The following is a 19,993-nucleotide window of genomic DNA, read 5'->3' on the forward strand; positions in this document are numbered from 1 at the left end:
TCTTTTTTTGGAGAGTAGATCAAAATAACAGTTACGGAAGAATATTCCCGGCAGCGCGATAAATGCGATACCATTCCTCACGTGTCAAATGAACGTCACTCGCCTGGCAGCAGTCCTTTAATCGGTCGATATTCATGGTTCCGATCACTGGCTGCATATGGGCTGGATGACGTAAAAGCCAGGCAACCGCAATGGTCGTATTGCTGACTGCATATTTAGCGGCAAGTTCATCAATCTGCTGATTCAGCTCTGGGAACTTGTCGCTGCCAAGGAATACCCCTTCAAAGAACCCGTATTGGAATGGTGACCATGGTTGGATGGTGATATCGTTCAAACGGCAATAATCAAGGATACTGCCATCCCGGTTTATGGCTGAATCATTCTCCATGTTGACATTCATTCCATTTGAAATCATGTTGGCGTTGGTGATACTTAACTGCAGTTGGTTAGCGACAAGCGGCTGCTTCACAAATTTTTTTAACAACTGGATCTGCATGGGATTCTGGTTAGAAACACCAAAATGGCGCACTTTTCCTGAACTCTCAAGGATATCAAAGGCTTCTGCAACCTCTTCGGGCTCGACAAGCGCATCAGGGCGGTGCAAAAGCAGCACATCGAGATATTCGGTTTTCAATCTCTTCAAAATTCCGTCAACCGATTCTAAAATATGTTCTTTTGAAAAATCAAACATTCCCTTACGAATTCCGCATTTAGATTGCAGAATGATTTTTTCACGGACGCTCGAATTCATATGGATGGCATCCGCAAAAATTTCTTCACAGGTGCCGCCGCCATAAATGTCAGCATGGTCGAAGAAGTTTGCTCCTTCTTCTAATGCCGATTGAACAAAGCGGTCCGCCTCTGTCTTTTCAAGTGAATTAATACGCATACAGCCCACTGCTACAACTGGCACATCTAATGAACTGCTTCCAAGTTTAATGGTTCTCATTGATTTAGTGTCCTCCAAGTTTTGAAATGGGATGATTTCATGAAAGGATAGCAGCTATAAAATTGATCCGATTGAATCCAACCTACTGATCCCTAGCACAAGCACATATACTTTAATAATCCTACCTATTTTCACATACAATCAGAATTTTGTAAAATATTAGTCAAACAAGATCATAGTAGTTCATTTTGTTTGTGAGATATAGGTCAAATCTAGTAAGTTAGCTAAAGTTTAAGGGTATTATCTAGACTGAAAAGTCGATTTTGAAGTATAACGTCGGTGATGTAATTAAATTACATGAGGCAGAATTTGTTCAACTTTCCGAGGCTTTTTTACTGAAATGGACAGAAAATTTGTAGAGGTATAAAAAATAAATCGAGGAACCGGCTTCTTGTCCCAAGCAAATTTATACACCATGCATATTTTATTGATAATCACTATCCAAGGATAGTTAATCAGTAATGTAGCATGGTTTTATTTTTGCATAAAGGGGCTGGTTTTTCTTGGCACGAACACCATTAGCAAGTATCCTGCTGAAATCCTATATGTCGGCAGGTACTGAAATGGAGAAACAATTAAATACCGGACAAGCAATTACACTAGATCTTCATCATATGCAAAATGTGGATTACACACCACAAAAGTCTTTAATCGGGAGTGGGCAACCTGCTCCAAGAATCGTCATTGTAGGAGCAGGTTTAGCGGGGCTTACGTGTGCTTATCGGCTTAGGCAGGCAGGAATCCTATCCACCATTTACGAAGCGTCGGATCGGGTCGGAGGACGTTGTTGGACGAGGAGAGGTTACTTCAAAGAAAATCAAATGGTCGAGCGGGGCGGGGAATTAATTGATACTTGCCATAAGGAGATTCAGAATCTTGCAAAAGAGCTGGGTTTAGAATTAGATAATTTAATCATGGCAGAGCCCGTCGAGACCAAACCATTTTATTTTTTTGGTCAACAGCCTTATACCTTTGATGAGGTAACCAATGATTTTATAAAAATCCTCCCTAAATTACAAAAGGATCTCGAAGAGGTAGGTGAAACTACTCTATATAATCGTTTTACTGAGCGAGGATTGGAGCTCGATCAAATGTCTATCGTCGATTATATCAATGAAACCATACCAGATGGCATCCATTCTCGATTTGGCAAATTATTAGCACTTGCCTATACTGTTGAATATGGTGCTGATGCTAACGAGCAAAGTGCATTAAATCTACTTTATATGTTGGTGTATGCTCAACAGGAATCTTTTCGAGTGTACGGTGATTCAGATGAATGCTTTCATATAAAGGGTGGGAATGACCAACTCCCAGCTTTATTAGCCAATAAACTTCAGGGACAAATAGAATTCAATTCCGAGTTGATAAAGATTGAACAAGTGGCTCAAAAACAGATAAGGCTCGTTTTTCGAAAAAAAGAAGAGGAATGGGAAGTTTTAGCCGACAAATTGATTCTAGCTCTCCCTTTTAGTATTTTAAGAACAATAGATTATGAGAATGCTGGATTTTGTCTGTTAAAACAAACAGCGATTGAAGAACTCGGAATGGGTGTTAACACAAAAATGCATGCTCAATTTGTTAACCGGTTCTGGAATGAGCTTGGCAATAATGGTGAATCATTTGCAGATACAGGATATCAGCAGACTTTCGAATCAACACGAGCACAACCCGGACATTCAGGGATTCTTGTTAATTTTACTGGTGGTGAAACAGCAGCCAACCAGTTTGCTTTTACTGACCATAAATTAGAAGAGACCACTAAGGAATTTTTGGACAAACTAGAGCCTGTATTGCCAGGAAGCATGAACAATTGGAATGGTTTAGCTACCGTAGACCACTGGCTTAGTAACCAATGGACCAAAGGGGCCTATTCGTATTGGAAGGTAGGTCAATATACGAAATTTGCTGGCATTTTAGGAGAGCGGGAAGGCAAAATATTTTTTGCTGGTGAACACACTTCTATCAAGTATCAAGGTTATTTAAATGGAGCTGTCGAGACTGGCGAGAGGGCTGCACAGGAAGTAATCAATGATATGATCATAAATTAGGAACAAATGAAAAGGCTGACATTAAGGGATCATACTGGTCCTGTTTGACAGCCTTTTTGATTGTTTACTATTTTGTTCATTCTTGCAAGGGGCTCTTGAGAGGTGAAGCCTAATAGTTAGGAGAAAAATTAGAAAATGTCTCTTAGTTCACTATTGGAATAAATTGAAATGAGTACCACGGCTTTACCCTCACCGATATTTTTAACAAAATGTGGTACACTCGCGTTCCAGCTGAACGAATCTCCTGCTTCAATAATCATTGAGTCTTCTCCCTGTTCGGCAAGGACTTTTCCCTCCAACACTAAATGGCACTCTTCACCTTCATGGGCATTTAATTCACCCATCGAAGCACCCATAGGAAATTCGACAAGCATCATTCGTAATCCCCCTTTAGAGGTTAAGTGTTCTATTTTCAAGTTGTTAAAAGTCGAATAAGTCCGTTCATTTTTTCTAACGACCCGCATGTGCTCCTTTTTTTCTAATAACAAATAGGGTAGCGGAACCCCGAGAAAGGTTGCGATGGTTTGCAACGTGCTAATCGAGGGAGAGGTGTTATTGTTTTCGACATTGCTGATAAACCCTTTTGATAGTCCAGTCCCCTCACACATTTGGGCAATGGTGATTTTTTTTCGGTTTCGTATTGCACGAATTTTTGATCCTATATCCAAATTAGCCACCTCTAATGTTTCCGAATAAAAAATATTTTCCTTACCATTCTTTAGGCTGATAGTTTAAGTCAGCAAATAATTGATTACGCTCTTTCTTTGATAAGTCACGCCATTGTCCAAGCGGCAGGTTGCCTAAGTGAATGTTCATGATTCTAGTCCGCTGCAAGCGGACCACCCCATAGCCAAGCGCTGAGCACATCCTGCGGATTTGGCGATTTAAACCCTGCGTTAAGATGATTTGGAAGACGTATTTAGATAGCTGCGTTACTTTACAGGGAAGCGTCTTTGTACCAAGAATCTCCACACCGGCTGCCATCTTCTTTAAAAATTCAGGGGTAATCGGTTTGTCGACTGTAACGATATATTCCTTTTCGTGCTTGTTTTCGGCACGCAAGATTTCATTCACAATATCGCCATCATTCGTTAAGAGGATGAGACCGTCTGAATCCTTATCTAATCGTCCAATATGAAAGATGCGTAAGGGATGGTTAACTAAATCGATGATATTTCCTTTTATATGGCGTTCTGTGGTGCTCGTAATCCCAACAGGTTTATTTAAAGCGATATAGACATAATTTTGGGCCACTCTAACCTGGCTGCCGTTTATCCTTACATCATCTCCGGGCTCCACCTGGCTGCCCATTACCGCCACTTTCCCATTAATCGTAACTTTTCCTTCACTAACTAATTTATCTGCGCCTCTTCGAGATGACTGTCCAGACTCACTTATAAATTTATTAATACGCATGATACACACCCTAAATGGAGAATTGTATTTTTACCATACCCAACTGCTCCCCTTTTTTCAAGTCCTTCAGTGCCTGATACCTGATAGGAGAAGCTCAATTTGGAACAAGGTTAGAAATATGTCGAAATGATAGAGATTTTCAAAGTAAATTTCTTTAAAAACAGGGAAGTATGCTTACTTTCTAACCTAATTTTTGACAAAATATTCTGATTTTATATGTTATTTTTAGTAATAACTATTAAATGAGGGGATTATTATGAAAAAACTATCAATCACTTTCGTTTTGCTATTCAGTCTATTCTTATTTACGAGCCAAGCTGATGCAAGCGGCGGTTTCCAGTTAATTATTATTAACAAGAAGACCAATACCCTTGCCTTTTATGACAGCGGGAAACTAGTTAAAAAATTTAGCGTGGCCACAGGGAGGACAAGATCGCTAACACCAGAAGGAACGTTTAGGATTGTTAGTAAAATCGTTAATCGGCCCTATTATAAATTGAAGATCCCAGGCGGAGATCCACGGAATCCATTAGGTAGCCGTTGGATGGGATTAGAAGCAAGAGGAACCTATGGGACAACCTATGCGATTCATGGGAATGCGAATGAAAATTCGATTGGAACCTATGCAAGTTCAGGATGTATCAGGATGCACAATTCAGAAGTACGCTGGCTATATAGCCACGTTAAAAAGTATACATTAGTTATCATCACCCATACGGATAGCAGCTTTAATTCAATTGCCAAAGCGAACGGATATGGCAGCGGCTGGGTCGAACTAAGCGGTAACACTTATTATTATGTTGATGGTGAAGTAAAAACAGGCTGGCAATCAATCAATGGAAAACGATATTTCTTTGATGACGCCGGAGTTATGCAGACCGGATGGCTTACCGAGAATGGTCAGAAATATTATCTCGATAAAAAAGGGGTAATGAGAACAGGGTGGCTAGAAAAAGGCGGCCAGAAATACTACTTTGATAATAGCGGTGCGATGAAGACGGGGTGGATCGCTGACAGTGGAAAGAAATACTATTTGGACAATAAAGGGGTACTGAAAACCGGATGGTTAGCGGTAGATGCAAAACGTTATTATCTTGATAACAGCGGTGCAATGAAAACAGGCTGGCTTGCTGATAGGGGAGAATGGTACTATTTTGATGATTTGGGCGTGATGAAAACCGGTTGGATCAACTCTGAAGGCAGATGGTATTTCCTTAATGACCGTGGTGTCATGAAAAATACCCAGGAGCTCGTCAACAATAGTCAGTGGGATTATCTCGACAAAGGTGAAGACACAAAGTCAGAGCCGGCGAATTTATTAGCGGATAAATACAAACTAAGCACTCATGAGTCGGTCGTGACAGGCTGGTTAAATTACAAGGAGAAATGGTATTACCTCTATGTTAGTGAAGATATGGTTGCCAGCTCTATGAATGAAGGGTAGGGGACTCGATTCAGCTCCTTTTTTAAGATCAGGAATAGTGAAAGCGCACCTTCAATAGGTGTGTTTTTTTTGTGCAAAGAAAGGGGGGATGAAATGGAATTTGTTGTAGCACATCAAGGAGGAAAATGGGGTTGTTTACATTTATGCATACATGTTTACATTTATGTGTACTTGTTTGCAAAAATGTATACTTGGTGTTTACAAATATGTTTGCATGTATACAAACTTGTGCACATAGCTTAATGACGCAATGTATACATGTTTGTTATTGTTGTTTGCAAAAATGTATACATTACGGTGTCATAAAAACAGGCAGGCCAGACGAACGATATGAATGGTATGATCTCGATACTTTGGTGTCATGAAAACTTGGTCAGAAGGTAGATGATACCTTCTTGTTGATAAGGGGGTCATGAAAAATACTCTAGCTCTAGCAACAACACAGTCAGTGGGGTTATTTCGACAAAGACGAGGCTGCCGATTCAAATAGTTCCAATTTGGTTAGAGGGAAAATACAAACTTAATAGGAAAGTGAAGAAGTGATAGGCTGACTAAATTACATGGAGAAATGGTATTACTTTTATGTAGAAATGAAGAGTTGTAAAAGATGAAGGACATAACCCGCCGCAAAAACAATAGATTAAGTCCATAATATGCTCGATGAAGAACATAACATCTGTCCTTATAAACGCCCTATCGAGGACAAATTTATCAAATTCAAATGAGTGAAGCATGGGGAGTATATCCTTCTTCCTTCCTTTTAATAACTTATTAGTTAATGAGCACCTTAGATGGCGTGCTTTTTTGCTAAGAATAGTTATTGTCAAAGTCGGTGGGATAGAAAAGGCAGGATTAGTCGAAAGTATACATTTTTGCATACATGTTTACGTTTTATGTATACTTGTTTGCAAAATTGTATACATCGTGTTTACGAAAATGTTTACATGTAAACAAACCCGTATACGTGTTATGATATCGGCATGTATACAGGTTTGTCATTGTTGTTTACAAAAAGTGTTTACAATTAACTGAAGTTTACATATTGTTTACATCTTTACAGTTATATTTTTTTTGTTTGGAAATCATTGAAGAATCTATTAATCTTCTATACCCTTAAAGAAGGAGCTAGAATTACATACTACTTTCAAAAATAAATCTATTAAATGAAAAGGAATGATGTTAATGAATAAATCCAGAGTTGCAGCAATTGATGTTGGGAACGACTCCATTAAGGCCATTTTCGGAGAATTAGAGTATGAATTAAATATTCCTAACATTATTGCTCGGGATACAGAAGACCGGCCTGTTATTGGGATTGAAGAACTTGATAATAAGAATCCATTAGATGGAATTCACATCAAAGTCCACTCCCCTGCTTTAAAAGAGAACAACGGAATTTATCGTATTGGTAATTTAGCTACTAAAAGTATTAATGCCACTGAGCTAGACCCTGGCAGCAGCAAGTCAGAGGAAGATCAAACGTTAATTATGCTTTTTGCAACATTAGCTTTAGATGCAGTAAAGGAAAATAACTCAAATGCTTTTCCGCGCACTAAAAATATAATTGATGCCAATTATACTTTAGGAACTGGTCTTCCCCTTCGCGAAGTAAAAGAAGGAAAAGATGCTGGCTACCGCTCTAAATTAGTTGGTTCCGTCCATCAAGTTGAATTCCTTGTCACTCCAAAGTACCAAGGGTTGAAAGTTAATATTAAATTTGATGAAGTAAAAGTATATCCTGAAGGATTCGCCGCATTTATTAATCTAGTTTTGGATAACAGCGGAAAAATCATTAATAAGGATCTTATTGATAAGCGCATCTTAATTCAAGATATCGGCGGATTATCAACGGATATTGCTGTCATCAAAAATCGTAATGTTGATGATGATAAAGCACAAGGGTTTAATCTAGGGGTTTCTGAATCATTAGAAGCCATTCGTGAAGAGATTAGAACAAAGCATGGAGTTGAACTCGATAGCCGTCGTGATGTGGTTGAGATTATCACTAAGAAAAGTGATCGTAATCATATTATGGTTAAAGGAAGCCGGACAAGTGTTCATGATATTACCGACCGAATCATGCTTGATTTAGCTAAAAAGCAATATCGTTTATTACGTAACGTTTGGCAGAGAAACTCGCAAACGGAAATTTGCTACTTTGTGGGTGGCGGAGCCAATGTCTTAAAGGAATATCTTAAGACGTTAAATAACAATTTAGACGGTTATAATATTGATTTCTTTGAAGATGAGAAAGAAAGTATTTGGATGATGGCCAATGCTTATTATAAACTCATCATCGACTTTGTTCGAAAGGCTGAGAGACAAACGGCGCCTAAAGTTGAACCTGTAAAAGCTAAATAAGGTGATTATATATGAAAAAACCAGCCTCAAATGAGGTTCAGCGGGGCCAGGCCATATCTTTTCGTATCCCCTCTGATACACCTGACCATATCTTAAAGCATTTACAAAAGTTGAAAGATACAGAAAGAAGGAATTTTTCCAGTAAAATTGCCGAGTTTGTCATGCAAGGTGTGAGTAGTTCTGTTTCGAGGGAAAAGGAGACCATTACGATCCCCCTCCCTCAGAAGTTAACGAAAGCCCAGAGAAACTGGTTAAAGCATGAGCATTCAGAAGCATTGCTGGGAAGTATTCTTTATCAACTGATTTCTGACCCAGTTCGTTCGACTTCACTACTTGCTTCTTTAAACAGTCATTCAATCGATATCGACGAAGCTTTGTACCTTCAGGAAGAAGTATTTCCCGAGGAACTTCTTAAAGATGACAGTTATCAGCAAATGGCTGCAGCTAAGGAAGATTCGCCCTCCCCTCTCGACATAAATGAGATGGAAGACGACCTCAGTGAGTTTGATTGGGAAAGTGCTAAAGAAAAGCAACCGGTCATGGAGGAAGATGAAATCGAAGAAGATATTGACGACTTACTTGGTGGTTTTCTTGCAAATATGAATAAGTAAAAGGGCCTGACCTCAGGTGCCGCAAGTTGCGGCTAAGAGGTTTGGCCCTTTTCGTAGTGTGTTAATGTTGATTATTCGGTAACCTTTGGCTTTTTTGACTATTAGCTTGACGTTCTTTATTTTTCTTGTCCTTTTCTTGCTTTTCATGCAGCTGTTCTACAAATTCGTGTGTGTTTCTGTTATCCATTCCACCTAACCTCCTTGAAAAATCGAACCAATGTTAGTTTGACCTCACGTACTTAAAATATTCCGGTAATGGGAGTTAAACTTCTCAATTGAACATAAGTATAGATAAGAAGTACTATGAAACTATGAATATGGAATAGGTGGTGAACCGATGCAACTGCCTAACAAAATTGTTCAGGCCAATGGTACATTGAATGATTCTGTCATCCTGAAAAGAGAAATTCTCTATAAAGGGATGAATGGAAGATTTGTTGAAAGGTTTTATTTGAATCCTGACACGAGCTATATTTTTAAACCTCTTACAAATAATGGTCAATTAGGCAAAGAAGTCTGGGTGTATGAACATATTCTCCCCCATTTTCCAGTCATTTTTCCAAAAATGATTTCTTACTCCATTCATGACTGTACCGAATGTAATTGGATGATTTTCGAGGACCTTGGTCCACTCTCTCATGACTTTAATGAGGAAATAGTGATGAGGGTCATTAAGTGGATGGCTTGGTGGCATTCTCTACCGGTAGAGAACCTGGGAAATGTGCCCCTGACAGGACTGAAACCAAAAATAGAGGACGTAATATCAGAAGTTTCCATAAAGAAAGATGGTGTATATCGATTATTGTCTTCGTTAAACATGGAACGCAAGTTGATTGATCGCATTTTCTCAGAACTTAGTCTATGGCAGTTTTCAGAAAGAAAAGTGTTATCTCATGGCGATTTACATACCGGAAATTTTGCGATGGTTGGCAATGAGTTGAAGATTTTGGATTGGGAGCACACTCATTTGAATTCGCCGTACTGGGATCTTTATCACTTGATTGATATGTCCCACCCCCTTTTTCCAAAAAAAATAACGAGTTCAATGCGGGAGAGAATTTTGGAAACGTATCTTAATCTGGTTACGTTTGAAGAGGACCGGTCTCGTTTTTTTAAAGAGTATTATTTAGTTGCGTCTGTGTTCTCGATTTGGATGATCTTACTTATTCAAAAAGACTTAGTGGAAAACGGCGGAAAATGGTCGACCGTGCAGCTGAATACACAACTAGCCGAAACGGCCGCAAGTCTTCAACAGTGTGCAGCAGCTCTTTGAAAACAGCCCTTATGAAAAAAAGCTCACTTCGAATTAGTCAAAGCGAGCTTTTTTAGTTAGGCCTTTTGTTCGGTTAATTTGATGATTTCAATGACGGTGTTCGTGGCTTTGATCATATTATCTACAGAAATAAACTCAAATTTGCCGTGGAAATTTTCCCCGCCGGTAAAAATATTTGGTGTCGGCAGACCCATATAGGAAAGCTGTGAACCATCGGTACCGCCGCGGATTGGTTTAACAATTGGCGTAATGTCTAGGCTTACCATGGCTTCATGGGCGATGTCAACGATTTCCATCACCGGCTTAATTTTTTCACCCATATTGTAATATTGATCGTTCAATTCTAGTTGGATGGTGTCGTTGCCGTATTTGGACTTGAGTTCATTGACGATGGTTTCGATCAACGCTTTGCGCGCCTTGAAGCTGTCCATGTCATGGTCTCTGATAATATAGTGGAGCTTAGTCAGTTCAACATCTCCGTTGAATGCAAGCAGATGGAAGAAGCCTTCGTATCCTTCAGTATGTTCTGGTGCTTCCTGTGCAGGCAGCTTGCTATGTAATTCCATCCCAATTTTCATCGAGTTGACCATTTTGTTTTTGGCTGAGCCAGGGTGAATGTTATTTCCTTTAATCGTGACCTTCGCTGCAGCGGCGTTGAAACTTTCGTACTCTAATTCCCCGAGTGGACCGCCATCCACAGTATAGGCATGCTTGGCATTGAAGGCCGCAACGTCAAACTTATGTGGTCCTCTGCCGATTTCTTCATCAGGAGTGAACGCAACGCGGACCTTACCGTGTTTAATTTCTGGATGGTTAAGCAAGTAAGCCATTGCAGTCATGATTTCCGTGATCCCGGCTTTGTTGTCAGCACCCAGCAGTGTCGTGCCATCGGTTGTGATTAACGTATGGCCTTTATATTCAGGAAGACTTGGGAAATCTTTCGGTGACATCACTACTTTAAGGGCCTCGTTTAAAACAATGTCATTGCCATCATAATTTTCCACAATTTGCGGATTCACATTTTTCCCAGTAAAGTCAGTAGCTGTATCCACATGGGCAAGGAAGCCGATAGTTGGGACTTCTTTATCAGTATTCGCAGGTAAGGTCGCCATCACGTAGCCATTTTCGTCAATCGTGACTTCCTGCATCCCGATCGATTCTAATTCTTGAACAAGCATCCGGGCTAATGTCCATTGCCCCTCAGTGGACGGACAAGTCTCGCTATTTTCATTGGACTGGGTATCCACTTTAACATAAGAAGTAAACCTTTCAATCAGTTCATTTTTCAATTCCACTACACTCCCCTTTTTGAGTTGAATTCATGAATATCATATCACTATGAGAGAGCGGTTACACGTTTTTCATAATTGGGTGTTGGATGGGATGGGTTACTGGCGGATAGGCTGGGTTACTGGCGGATAGGCTGACATAACTGGCGGATAGGTCCGCATAACTGGTTGATGGGCTGACATAACTGGCGGATAGGTCCGCATAACTGGCGGATAGGCCCGCATAACTGGCGGATAGGCATGCTTTACTGACGGATACCCTGACATTACTGGCGGATAAGCCCGCATAACTGGCGACAGCCCTTATCCTTTAACGAATAATAATGGTTTCACGGTTCTTAGCTTGGTTAATACAACTTAAATCCATAGAATAACACCGATTTCGAAAAGTCCCTTCGCTTTTCAAGTCCATGCTTACTAAAATGCGTTTTACTGTATGGATATCGTCAACCCCCAAAAACTCCCTGCACTCCCGATTTGTAATGCTCCGCTTAAATATTAAAAACCACTCGCGTATAGCCCTTTGTTGGGCAAGGTGATCATGGCCCCCGCATTGTGGGCAACACCACGTCCGGGGGAGTTTAATCATCCCGAACTCACCGCATGCCTCACACCTGATCCTAAATCGAAAATCACTGAACGGGATACCATAGGTCTCACATATTGTTTTTGGAATAAAGGGTTGATGACTTTTTAGGAGCTCAGCGGACAACCGCTGAAAGGTTTCATGATCCAACTTTTTGGCTTGGTGTGGGAGACTTTTTATGAAAGATGGAATCAATCTGGGGAATAAGATTTTTGTGTTCTTAGGGGGAACGGCTACAATTTGTTTAGGATACGCCAATACAACTGCACCGAATATCGGGAGATCTATATCTCGACTCCGTAGCCAATCACTAATTAGTTCGCGATTGCGTTCCAATTGGACAACTGGGCTTTCATATCCGTCCTGGTGCCGGTCCTCTCTTGTTCGAATTAACTGGGGTGGCTGGTCCCTGAACTCCAAGACTCCGCCAATATTCTTAACTTCTAAAACTGTACCAAACCAAGGAGTCAGTACAAATGAATCCATTTGAAATTGTTCACGCCAAGCAGGAGATAGATCGTGGAAAATATGATGGTCAGCTGAAAATGGATGCTTGCGGAACACCTCAACCACCCGCTCCTCTCCACCAATCCCTGCCTCAACGGATCCACGTTTCGCAGCCAAAACCGGCTGGAATTCATGGTTAGCTGATAACCGCTGCTCTGCGGCAATTAATCCTTCCAACGTCAACGACACATCTCTATTTTTTATTAAAATCGAAAATCACCTCCAAAAAAAATGTTTCATTTCTGTCCTTTATCAAAATTGTCCACAACCTCCATAAATAATCCATCTCTGGGCTTCGCCAATCACCCCCAAATTCCTACCTTCACCCTGCATCGTAGCACATCCTCAAAGACCATACTATACATCAACTGACCATTTCATATTTTTGTAAAAAATATAGCTTGACCACTATTGACCGGTTCGGTCAACGGGAGTACAATGTGATTGACTGATGTGGTCAACAACGAAAAAGGAGGGCCGCAACCATGTTTTCGAAGTTTCTCAACCTAGATAAGGAAAAACAAGATCGAATAATAAATGCAGCCATTAAGGAATTTGCTGAGAAAGGATATGACCGGGCATCGACCAATGAAATTGTCAAAGAAGCAGGTATTTCAAAGGGGTTGCTGTTTCATTACTTTCAGAACAAAAAGCAATTGTTCTTATTTGTCTTTGATTACTGCTACGAACTTGTAGTGGACGAATTTTACAAAAAAATTAATTTACAAGAGACCGACTTTTTTAAACGAATGCGTCAAGCCGTCATAGTCAAAATGGAGATGCTCACAACCTATCCAGAAATCTTTAAGTTCATCCAAGAGGTATTTATGGAGGAATCGGCTGAAATAAAGGTTGAATTTGATAAAAAGAAATCAGAACTGACACATATCAATATCGAAAAAGCGTATGAGGGAATTGATTTTTCGAAATTTAGGGAGGATGTAGACCTTACCAAAATCATAAAAATTATCAGTTGGACGTTTGAAAAAATGAGTGATGAAGCGATAGAAAAAGCAAAGTTGTCACCCACCCACGAGATCGATTATCAAAAGATTCAAGCCGAAGCAGAAGAGTATTTTGAGGTCATGATTAAGTGTTTTTATAAATAAAGACTTGAGGATAAGACCATTCAGGTATAACAACGAACATTAGGAGGCTGTCAAGATGAATGTAATTGAAATTAACAATCTGACCAAGACATATGGGAAGTCAAGAGGGATTACAGACATTAGCTTTCATGTGGAAGAAGGCGAGATTTTTGGTTTTATTGGGCCCAATGGTGCGGGTAAATCAACTACAATCCGGACCCTGTTGTCGCTGATTTACCCAACAAGCGGCAGTGCTACCATCTTTGGCAAAGATTCCGTTCAATTTGCGTCTGAAATTAAAAAGGAAATCGGTTATTTGCCTTCTGAAGTTTTTTACTATGACAATATGAAGGTTAAGGACCTTTTAAAATATTCAGCTAGTTTTTATAAAAAAGATTGCAGTAAGAGAATCAAAGAATTGGCCACGATTATGGACCTAGATCTCAATAAAAAAATTGATGACCTCTCTTTGGGGAACAAAAAGAAGGTTGGAATTGTTCAAGGGCTGCTCCATGAACCGAAGTTGATTATCCTGGACGAACCGACCAGCGGCCTTGATCCGCTCATGCAGCAGAAATTCTTTGAGCTTTTAGAAGAAGAGAATAAAAAAGGAGCAACCATTCTCTTTTCATCGCACATCCTCAGCGAAGTGCAGCGATTATGTAACAGGGTTGCCATTATTAAAGAAGGTAAAATTGTTACTGTTGAAAAGATTAGTACCTTACAAGAAAACAACTATAAGAAGTTCAAAATGGAAACGAAAGCACCACTGGATCCGACCTATTTTAACATTAGCGGCGTCAATAATTTAGAGGTTAAGGGTGCTCAGGCAAGCTTTTTGTTTAGAGGAAATATAAATGAAATCACGAAAAAAATCGCAGATATTGAGCTTGTGAATCTCTGGATAGAAGAGCCAGACCTTGAGGAGATCTTTATGCATTACTATGAAAAGGAGGCCTAAGAAGCTATGAATATATTTGTTCATGAGTTAAGGGCTTATCGGAAATCAACGATCATTTGGACAGTATCGTTAGTACTGATTATTGCGCTCTTTATGTCGTTTTATCCTGCCTTTGCAAAGGATGCAGATGGTTTTAAAAAGATCATGGAAGGATATCCAGAGGCGATCAGAAATGCAATCGGCTTTAACCTTGGCAACTTCTTTACGATTCTCGGCTTCTATTGCTTTCCGTTATCGTTCATTACTTTGTGCGGTGCCATTCAGGGGATGAATCTTGGCACAAGTATTATCAGCAAAGAAGTTCGAGAAAAAACAGCTGATTTTCTGTTAACAAAGCCAGTTACCAGGACAACGATCATGACTTCGAAACTGCTGGCCGCATTTGTCTCAATCGTGATGACCAATATCATTTACCTGATTGTAACGTTAATTTTGACCTTTCAAGTCAAGACAGATGATTTCAGCGTGAAAATATTAGTGCTGCTTTCACTCACGATGTTCTTTATTCAGCTGATTTTCCTTGCGATTGGAGTCATGATTTCGGTGATAGTCCCTAAGATTAAGTCCGTCCTATCGGTGTCACTTACTACCGTATTTGCGTTTTACTTTTTAGGGATGTTTAGCAGCTCGACCGGTGAAGAAGCAAAACGTTATATATCGCCATTTAAATATTTTGACACCGCCTATATCATTAAACATTCGGGCTATGAAGCATCCTTTCTAATTGTTAGTGCCGCGATTATTATTCTGGCCATCACAGCAAGTTATTTCGTGTATATAAAAAAGGATATCCATTCTGTGTAGCTGCGAAAAGGAGGGTTAAGTCGTGAACATATTTTTAAAAGAAATGAAGTCGTATCGAAAATCGCTGATTTTTTGGAGTATCGGTGTCTTCCTCATGGTCGCGTCAGGAATGGCGAAATATGCTGCCTATTCCTCATCGGGCCAATCCATCAATGATCTGATTGCGGATTTGCCCAAATCGTTAAAAGCAGTAATGGGTTTTGGTGTGGTCGATTTGTCAAAGATTAGCGGTTATTATTCATTACTGTATATATATTTGTTATTAATGGCAACGATCCACGCAGCGATGCTCGGAGCTTCCATTATTGCCAAAGAAGAGCGGGACAAAACAGCGGAATTTTTATTCACCAAACCCGTTTCTAGAACAGCCATTATTACCGCAAAACTAGTGGCAGCATGCATGAATATCGTCATTTTTAATCTCGTCACATTGGCATCAGTCGTAACTCTCATTGAGAAATACAACAATACTGGGGAAGCAGTAAATGGTGAGATTGTCCTCACTCAGGTGGGGATGTTTATTTTACAAGTCCTGTTCTTGGTCATTGGCAGTTCGCTAGCCGCCGTGAAAAAGAAACCGAAAACAGCTCCATCGCTGGCAACGGGCATCCTGTTGGTAACCTATATGTTATCGATTGCGATTGATTTGAACGAGAAGATGGAAGGCATGAAATATTTAACCCCTTTTAAATACTTTGAAGCGAAAAATGTGATGCTGGGAAGAGGGCTTGAACCGTTATATATTGTTATATCATTAATAGTAATCGCCCTATTGTTAGTGGTTACGTTCACCTTTTATAAAAGGAGAGATTTGAGTGCATAGTGGGAAAAGACCGATTTATTTCGGTCTTTTTTCGTGTGTCGAAAAAAAATGTAAAATTTTTAGAAAATATTATTTTATTTTGAATATTTTAATGATAAAATAAATTCCTGCAACTATTAATCTACAAATTTTTACAAAAAAGTAGATTAATAGTCAGAAAGTATTAATCTCTGAGGAGGGATTGACGGAAGAACGCTGGCTATCTACATAAACAAAAAAATTAGGAGGAAAAAACGATGGTAAATTGGAAGAATGTCCTTGGGACATCACTATTATCGACTGGACTTGTATTTAGTTCCTTCGCACCTGCAACATTTGCGAAGTCTACTAATGTTGCAAAAGTTCCATACTCAAATGTTTTACAAACTCCAGAAGGATCAACACTGCCATTCCTTGGCAAGCATACGGGTGGTCCTTTTGATATTGGTCTAGTAAATGAAGATAAAGTTCTTAAACTATTAATCGATCAAGGTATCGTGAACAAAGATGCCTCTCCTCAAGAGCAGCAAAAACAAATGAATGCTTACTTTGCAAAACGTGCGGCTAAAGCCAACGTTGCCGGGACAAACCAACAAGAAGTAAAGCAAATTCGTACTCAATTGCAAGAAAAGGCAAAATTAAAAATAAAAGATGCAGGAGTTCCAAAAGCGAACAAAGCTTCAAAAACAAATGTATCTAAGCCTGTTACTTCTTCTAAGGTAGATCCTATTCAAAAGGAAACATGGGCTGGTCCAGAAAGAAAAGATAAGGTACTTGTTTTATTAGTTGATTATCCAGATGCACCTCATAGTACGATTAAAGATGGTGACGGAGCCGTTCTTCAATATGAAGATTATACACAACAACATTACAAAGATATGATTTTTGGTGATGATGGATATGAAGGTCCAAATGGTGAGAACCTAGTATCTGTGAAACAATATTATGAAGAGCAGTCAGGTGGCAGTTATACCATCGATGGACAAGTTTCTAAATGGTATACAGCCAGCCAGCCTGCAGCTTATTATGGCGGTAACGTCCCAGCACCAGATGGAAATGATGCACATCCACGATCATTAGTTAAAGAAGCTTTAGCACAAGCGGCGCAAGATCCAGATATTAATCTACAAGATTATGATATTCAGGATGAATTCGACTTAGATGGCGATGGCAACTACTTTGAGCCAGATGGAATTATCGACCATTTGATGGTTGTTCACTCTGGAATCGGTGAAGAAGCTGGTGGCGGTCAACTTGGCGGCGATGCTATTTGGTCTCACAGCTCTGCGCTTACTGACTTACAAGGAATTCCTAACTCACAATCAACTGTTCCATATTGGAAAGGTCAGATGATTGCTTATGGATATACAATTGAACCTGAAGACGGTGCGGCTGGTGTATTTGCACACGAATTTGGCCATGACTTAGGTCTGCCTGATGAATACGATACAATGTACACACATAACTCTGTTGGTGCTCCTACTGAATATTGGACAATCATGTCAGCCGGTAGCTGGGCAGGTAAAATCAACGGAACAGAACCAACTGGTTTTAGTCCATACGATAAAGAATATTTGCAATCCACTATGCCAGGATCAAACTGGTTCAAAAATGAAGAATACGACCTTGCTGACCTAGCAAGTGGCAAAACGGTTAAATTAGACCAAGCAAGCGAAAAAGGTACAAACGCTGACGCTGTGAAAATTAACCTGCCAGACAAATCAACAACCATTAACACTCCTTCAAGCGGCCAATTTGAATACTTTAGCGGCAGTGAGGATGAATTAAATAACGCAATGACAGTGGATGTTGATTTAACAGGTAAAACGTCTGCAGAGTTATCATTTAAGACATGGTATAAAATTGAAGACGGTTTTGACTATGCATATGTTGAAGTAAAAGAAGAAGGCGCAGAAAAATACGTTTCTATTCCAGGGAATATCACAACAAATGATAATCCATATCAAGCTAATGCAGGCAATGGAATTACAGGCGACTCTAATGGCTGGAAAGATGCTTCCTTCGACCTTTCTACATTTGCAGGAAAAAAAGTGTCTCTAAAATTCCATTATGTGCAAGATGCTGGGGTTTCTCTTCCTGGTCTCTATGTTGACGATGTTAAGGTAACTGCCGATGGCGCTGATGTTTTAACAGACGATGCTGAAGGTGCAACTTCACCATTTTTATTCGATGGTTTTGAGAAAAATAATGGTATTAAATTATCAACTCAATACTATTTAGCTGAGTGGCGCTCTCATGCTGGGTCTGATAAAGGACTTGCAACTACTACTCGTGGAAAATCTCAATTAACTTATGATCCGGGTCTTGTTCTTTGGTATGTTGATAACAAATATACTGATAACTGGGTAGGCGATCATCCAGGCGATGGATTCTTAGGGGTTGTTGATGCCCACCAAGAAACTGCAATCTGGAAAGACAGTAACTTTAATGATGGTAGAGATGTTACGGGTCCAGTTGCGACAAGATACCAAATTCAAGATGCAGCTTTCTCTTTAAATAAAACAGATAAGTTGTTCTTGGATTATGGTTACGGATTTATGTCTTTAGGTGCACAACCAGCAGTAACCGCATTTGACGATTCAAGAGATTATAGCAATCCTGGTCAAATCTATTCAGGACGCAATGTACCGAAATATGGCTTAAAGATTCACGTAGTGGGCCAAGCTGATGATATGTCTGTTGGAGCAATTGAAATTCACACAGGAAGCGTTCACTCAGTAGATGTAAATCCATTAAGCAAAGCTGCTTATTCAAACCAAGCTGGACATAAAGAATTAACTGTTTCAGGTAAAGTTCATCATGACGGTTCTGGTGAGAGCGTAGCTCTTAAATATGAACTAGTTGATAAGAATGGCAAAGTTGTATTAACTGAGTCTGAAACATTAACTGGTACTGACAAATCGTTCGAGCGTACATTAACATTACCAACCAGTGCAACTGGTAATTATGTTGTGAAAGTAACGGCTACGGATGAAGATGGCAATGCTGTTTCTGGTCAAACTTCATTTGGAGTGGACAATGATGCACCAACAGCTTCTGTTGCTCCTAATGGCAGCACAACACCTGCTAAAGAAGTTGCTGCTAAGGTAACTGTGAAGGATGCTGAAGCTAGCTCATTAGAATATGTATGGTCACAAAGTGCAACTGTCCCTGCTACTGGCTGGAGCAAGTTCACAAATGGCAGCACATTAAAACTTTCAGGTAAAAATGGTCTATGGTACTTACATGTCCGTGGTTTAGATGCAGTTGGCAATGCTTTAAAATGGACTTCAAAATCCTTCGCATTGGATAATTTAGCCCCTTCTACACCAACGGTTTATGAAGTGAAAGACTATGATAAGAAAGTAACGGGTAAAGCTGAAGTTGGATCCAAAGTAACAGTTAAAGTTGGCTCTACTACTGTAGGTACTGCTTATGCTGATAAATACGGTAAATTCAGCGTTACATTAAAGAAAGCACTAAGTGCAAAAACAGTTGTGAGCGTAACGGCAACTGACAAAGCTGGAAATGTTAGCAAATCAGCAACTACAACAGTAAAAGACAAAACAAAGCCTGGCAAACCTTCTGTTAAGAAAGTTGACAGCAATGATTTGAAAGTTACTGGTAAAGCTGAAGCAGGTGCAACTGTAACCGTTAAAGCTGGTTCAAAAACAGTTGGAACGGCTGTATCGAATTCTAAAGGCGAATACAGTGTTAAGCTGAAAAAGGCTCTTAAAACAGGAACTGTTTTAACAGTAACTGCAAAGGACAAAGCAGGTAACACTAGCTCCGCTACTACAGTAAAAGTTGTGAAGAAATAAATAATCATGAAGGTACCCCTGAATAACTTT

General features: G+C 39.7%; 17 protein-coding genes. 10 read left to right on the plus strand and 7 right to left on the minus strand.

Annotated features, from left to right (window positions below):
- Nucleotides 1–31: 31 nt before the first annotated feature.
- A complete protein-coding gene (locus tag KW850_RS07400) occupies nucleotides 32–949 on the minus strand; it encodes an aldo/keto reductase (RefSeq protein WP_218346926.1) in 918 nt (305 codons plus the stop codon).
- 503 nt (nucleotides 950–1,452) lie between these two features.
- On the opposite strand from KW850_RS07400, the gene KW850_RS07405 reads away from it, so the two are divergent.
- A complete protein-coding gene (locus KW850_RS07405) occupies nucleotides 1,453–3,000 on the plus strand; it encodes a flavin monoamine oxidase family protein (RefSeq protein WP_218346927.1) in 1,548 nt (515 codons plus the stop codon).
- A 128-nt stretch (nucleotides 3,001–3,128) separates the two neighbouring features.
- On the opposite strand, the gene KW850_RS07410 is transcribed toward KW850_RS07405, so the two are convergent.
- Both KW850_RS07410 and rluF read right to left on the minus strand, forming a co-directional pair.
- Nucleotides 3,129–3,668 carry a helix-turn-helix domain-containing protein gene (locus tag KW850_RS07410; protein WP_218346928.1) on the minus strand — a complete coding sequence of 180 codons (540 nt, stop codon included), beginning with the start codon at nucleotides 3,666–3,668 and terminating at the stop codon, nucleotides 3,129–3,131.
- Nucleotides 3,669–3,708: 40 nt separating this feature from the next.
- Complete coding sequence (gene rluF / locus KW850_RS07415) at nucleotides 3,709–4,416, minus strand: 23S rRNA pseudouridine(2604) synthase RluF (protein ID WP_256358131.1); 708 nt, start codon at nucleotides 4,414–4,416, stop codon at nucleotides 3,709–3,711.
- A 256-nt stretch (nucleotides 4,417–4,672) separates the two neighbouring features.
- Here rluF and KW850_RS07420 point away from each other — a divergent pair, with 256 nt between their 5' ends.
- The 3 genes from KW850_RS07420 to KW850_RS07430 all read left to right on the plus strand — a co-directional run bounded on the left by KW850_RS07420 (nucleotide 4,673) and on the right by KW850_RS07430 (nucleotide 8,832).
- The gene (locus tag KW850_RS07420) at nucleotides 4,673–5,860 is read left to right on the plus strand and encodes a L,D-transpeptidase family protein (RefSeq protein ID WP_218346930.1); all 1,188 of its coding nucleotides are present in this window, start codon (nucleotides 4,673–4,675) and stop codon (nucleotides 5,858–5,860) included.
- 1,182 nt (nucleotides 5,861–7,042) lie between these two features.
- Nucleotides 7,043–8,221 carry a ParM/StbA family protein gene (locus tag KW850_RS07425; protein WP_218346931.1) on the plus strand — a complete coding sequence of 393 codons (1,179 nt, stop codon included), beginning with the start codon at nucleotides 7,043–7,045 and terminating at the stop codon, nucleotides 8,219–8,221.
- Nucleotides 8,222–8,232: 11 nt separating this feature from the next.
- Nucleotides 8,233–8,832 (plus strand): hypothetical protein, encoded by a 600-nt coding sequence (locus KW850_RS07430; protein ID WP_218346932.1) that lies wholly within the window; start codon nucleotides 8,233–8,235, stop codon nucleotides 8,830–8,832.
- A 61-nt stretch (nucleotides 8,833–8,893) separates the two neighbouring features.
- On the opposite strand, the gene KW850_RS07435 is transcribed toward KW850_RS07430, so the two are convergent.
- Complete coding sequence (locus KW850_RS07435; protein WP_218346933.1) at nucleotides 8,894–9,019, minus strand: DUF4023 domain-containing protein; 126 nt, start codon at nucleotides 9,017–9,019, stop codon at nucleotides 8,894–8,896.
- Between the two features lie 150 nt (nucleotides 9,020–9,169).
- Between KW850_RS07435 and KW850_RS07440 the strand changes: the two genes are divergently transcribed.
- On the plus strand, nucleotides 9,170–10,105 hold the full coding sequence (locus tag KW850_RS07440) for a phosphotransferase (RefSeq protein ID WP_218346934.1): 936 nt from the start codon (nucleotides 9,170–9,172) through the stop codon (nucleotides 10,103–10,105).
- A 56-nt stretch (nucleotides 10,106–10,161) separates the two neighbouring features.
- Here KW850_RS07440 and pepT read toward each other — a convergent pair whose 3' ends face one another.
- The 3 genes from pepT to KW850_RS07455 form a co-directional block, all read right to left on the minus strand.
- Nucleotides 10,162–11,394 (minus strand): peptidase T, encoded by a 1,233-nt coding sequence (gene pepT, locus KW850_RS07445; RefSeq protein ID WP_218346935.1) that lies wholly within the window; start codon nucleotides 11,392–11,394, stop codon nucleotides 10,162–10,164.
- 99 nt (nucleotides 11,395–11,493) lie between these two features.
- The gene (locus KW850_RS07450) at nucleotides 11,494–11,682 is read right to left on the minus strand and encodes a hypothetical protein (RefSeq protein ID WP_218346936.1); all 189 of its coding nucleotides are present in this window, start codon (nucleotides 11,680–11,682) and stop codon (nucleotides 11,494–11,496) included.
- A 22-nt stretch (nucleotides 11,683–11,704) separates the two neighbouring features.
- Nucleotides 11,705–12,670: a nuclease-related domain-containing protein gene (locus tag KW850_RS07455; protein ID WP_256358132.1), complete on the minus strand. Its 966-nt coding sequence runs from the start codon at nucleotides 12,668–12,670 to the stop codon at nucleotides 11,705–11,707.
- Nucleotides 12,671–12,972: 302 nt separating this feature from the next.
- Between KW850_RS07455 and KW850_RS07460 the strand changes: the two genes are divergently transcribed.
- The 5 genes from KW850_RS07460 to KW850_RS07480 all read left to right on the plus strand — a co-directional run bounded on the left by KW850_RS07460 (nucleotide 12,973) and on the right by KW850_RS07480 (nucleotide 19,963).
- The gene (locus KW850_RS07460; RefSeq protein WP_218346937.1) at nucleotides 12,973–13,596 is read left to right on the plus strand and encodes a TetR/AcrR family transcriptional regulator; all 624 of its coding nucleotides are present in this window, start codon (nucleotides 12,973–12,975) and stop codon (nucleotides 13,594–13,596) included.
- 55 nt (nucleotides 13,597–13,651) lie between these two features.
- Nucleotides 13,652–14,536 (plus strand): ABC transporter ATP-binding protein, encoded by an 885-nt coding sequence (locus tag KW850_RS07465; protein WP_218346938.1) that lies wholly within the window; start codon nucleotides 13,652–13,654, stop codon nucleotides 14,534–14,536.
- A gap of 6 nt (nucleotides 14,537–14,542) precedes the next feature.
- Nucleotides 14,543–15,340 (plus strand): ABC transporter permease subunit, encoded by a 798-nt coding sequence (locus tag KW850_RS07470; protein ID WP_218346939.1) that lies wholly within the window; start codon nucleotides 14,543–14,545, stop codon nucleotides 15,338–15,340.
- Nucleotides 15,341–15,362: 22 nt separating this feature from the next.
- A complete protein-coding gene (locus KW850_RS07475; protein ID WP_218346940.1) occupies nucleotides 15,363–16,163 on the plus strand; it encodes an ABC transporter permease subunit in 801 nt (266 codons plus the stop codon).
- Nucleotides 16,164–16,399: 236 nt separating this feature from the next.
- Nucleotides 16,400–19,963, plus strand: a complete 3,564-nt coding sequence (locus KW850_RS07480; RefSeq protein WP_218346941.1) for an immune inhibitor A domain-containing protein — start codon at nucleotides 16,400–16,402, stop codon at nucleotides 19,961–19,963.
- The last annotated feature ends 30 nt before the right edge of the window (nucleotides 19,964–19,993 follow it).

This window comes from Bacillus sp. sid0103, assembly GCF_019219025.1.

Coding starts and splice junctions, on each gene's coding strand:
- KW850_RS07460 (WP_218346937.1), top strand. CDS start 12,973: ATGTTTTCGAAGTTTCTCAACCTAGATAAGGAAAAACAAGATCGAATA.
- KW850_RS07470 (WP_218346939.1), top strand. CDS start 14,543: ATGAATATATTTGTTCATGAGTTAAGGGCTTATCGGAAATCAACGATC.
- KW850_RS07480 (WP_218346941.1), top strand. CDS start 16,400: ATGGTAAATTGGAAGAATGTCCTTGGGACATCACTATTATCGACTGGA.
- KW850_RS07450 (WP_218346936.1), bottom strand. CDS start 11,682: ATGCGGGCTTATCCGCCAGTAATGTCAGGGTATCCGTCAGTAAAGCAT.
- KW850_RS07425 (WP_218346931.1), top strand. CDS start 7,043: ATGAATAAATCCAGAGTTGCAGCAATTGATGTTGGGAACGACTCCATT.
- KW850_RS07435 (WP_218346933.1), bottom strand. CDS start 9,019: ATGGATAACAGAAACACACACGAATTTGTAGAACAGCTGCATGAAAAG.
- KW850_RS07430 (WP_218346932.1), top strand. CDS start 8,233: ATGAAAAAACCAGCCTCAAATGAGGTTCAGCGGGGCCAGGCCATATCT.
- rluF (WP_256358131.1), bottom strand. CDS start 4,416: ATGCGTATTAATAAATTTATAAGTGAGTCTGGACAGTCATCTCGAAGA.
- KW850_RS07465 (WP_218346938.1), top strand. CDS start 13,652: ATGAATGTAATTGAAATTAACAATCTGACCAAGACATATGGGAAGTCA.
- KW850_RS07400 (WP_218346926.1), bottom strand. CDS start 949: ATGAGAACCATTAAACTTGGAAGCAGTTCATTAGATGTGCCAGTTGTA.
- KW850_RS07440 (WP_218346934.1), top strand. CDS start 9,170: ATGCAACTGCCTAACAAAATTGTTCAGGCCAATGGTACATTGAATGAT.
- KW850_RS07420 (WP_218346930.1), top strand. CDS start 4,673: ATGAAAAAACTATCAATCACTTTCGTTTTGCTATTCAGTCTATTCTTA.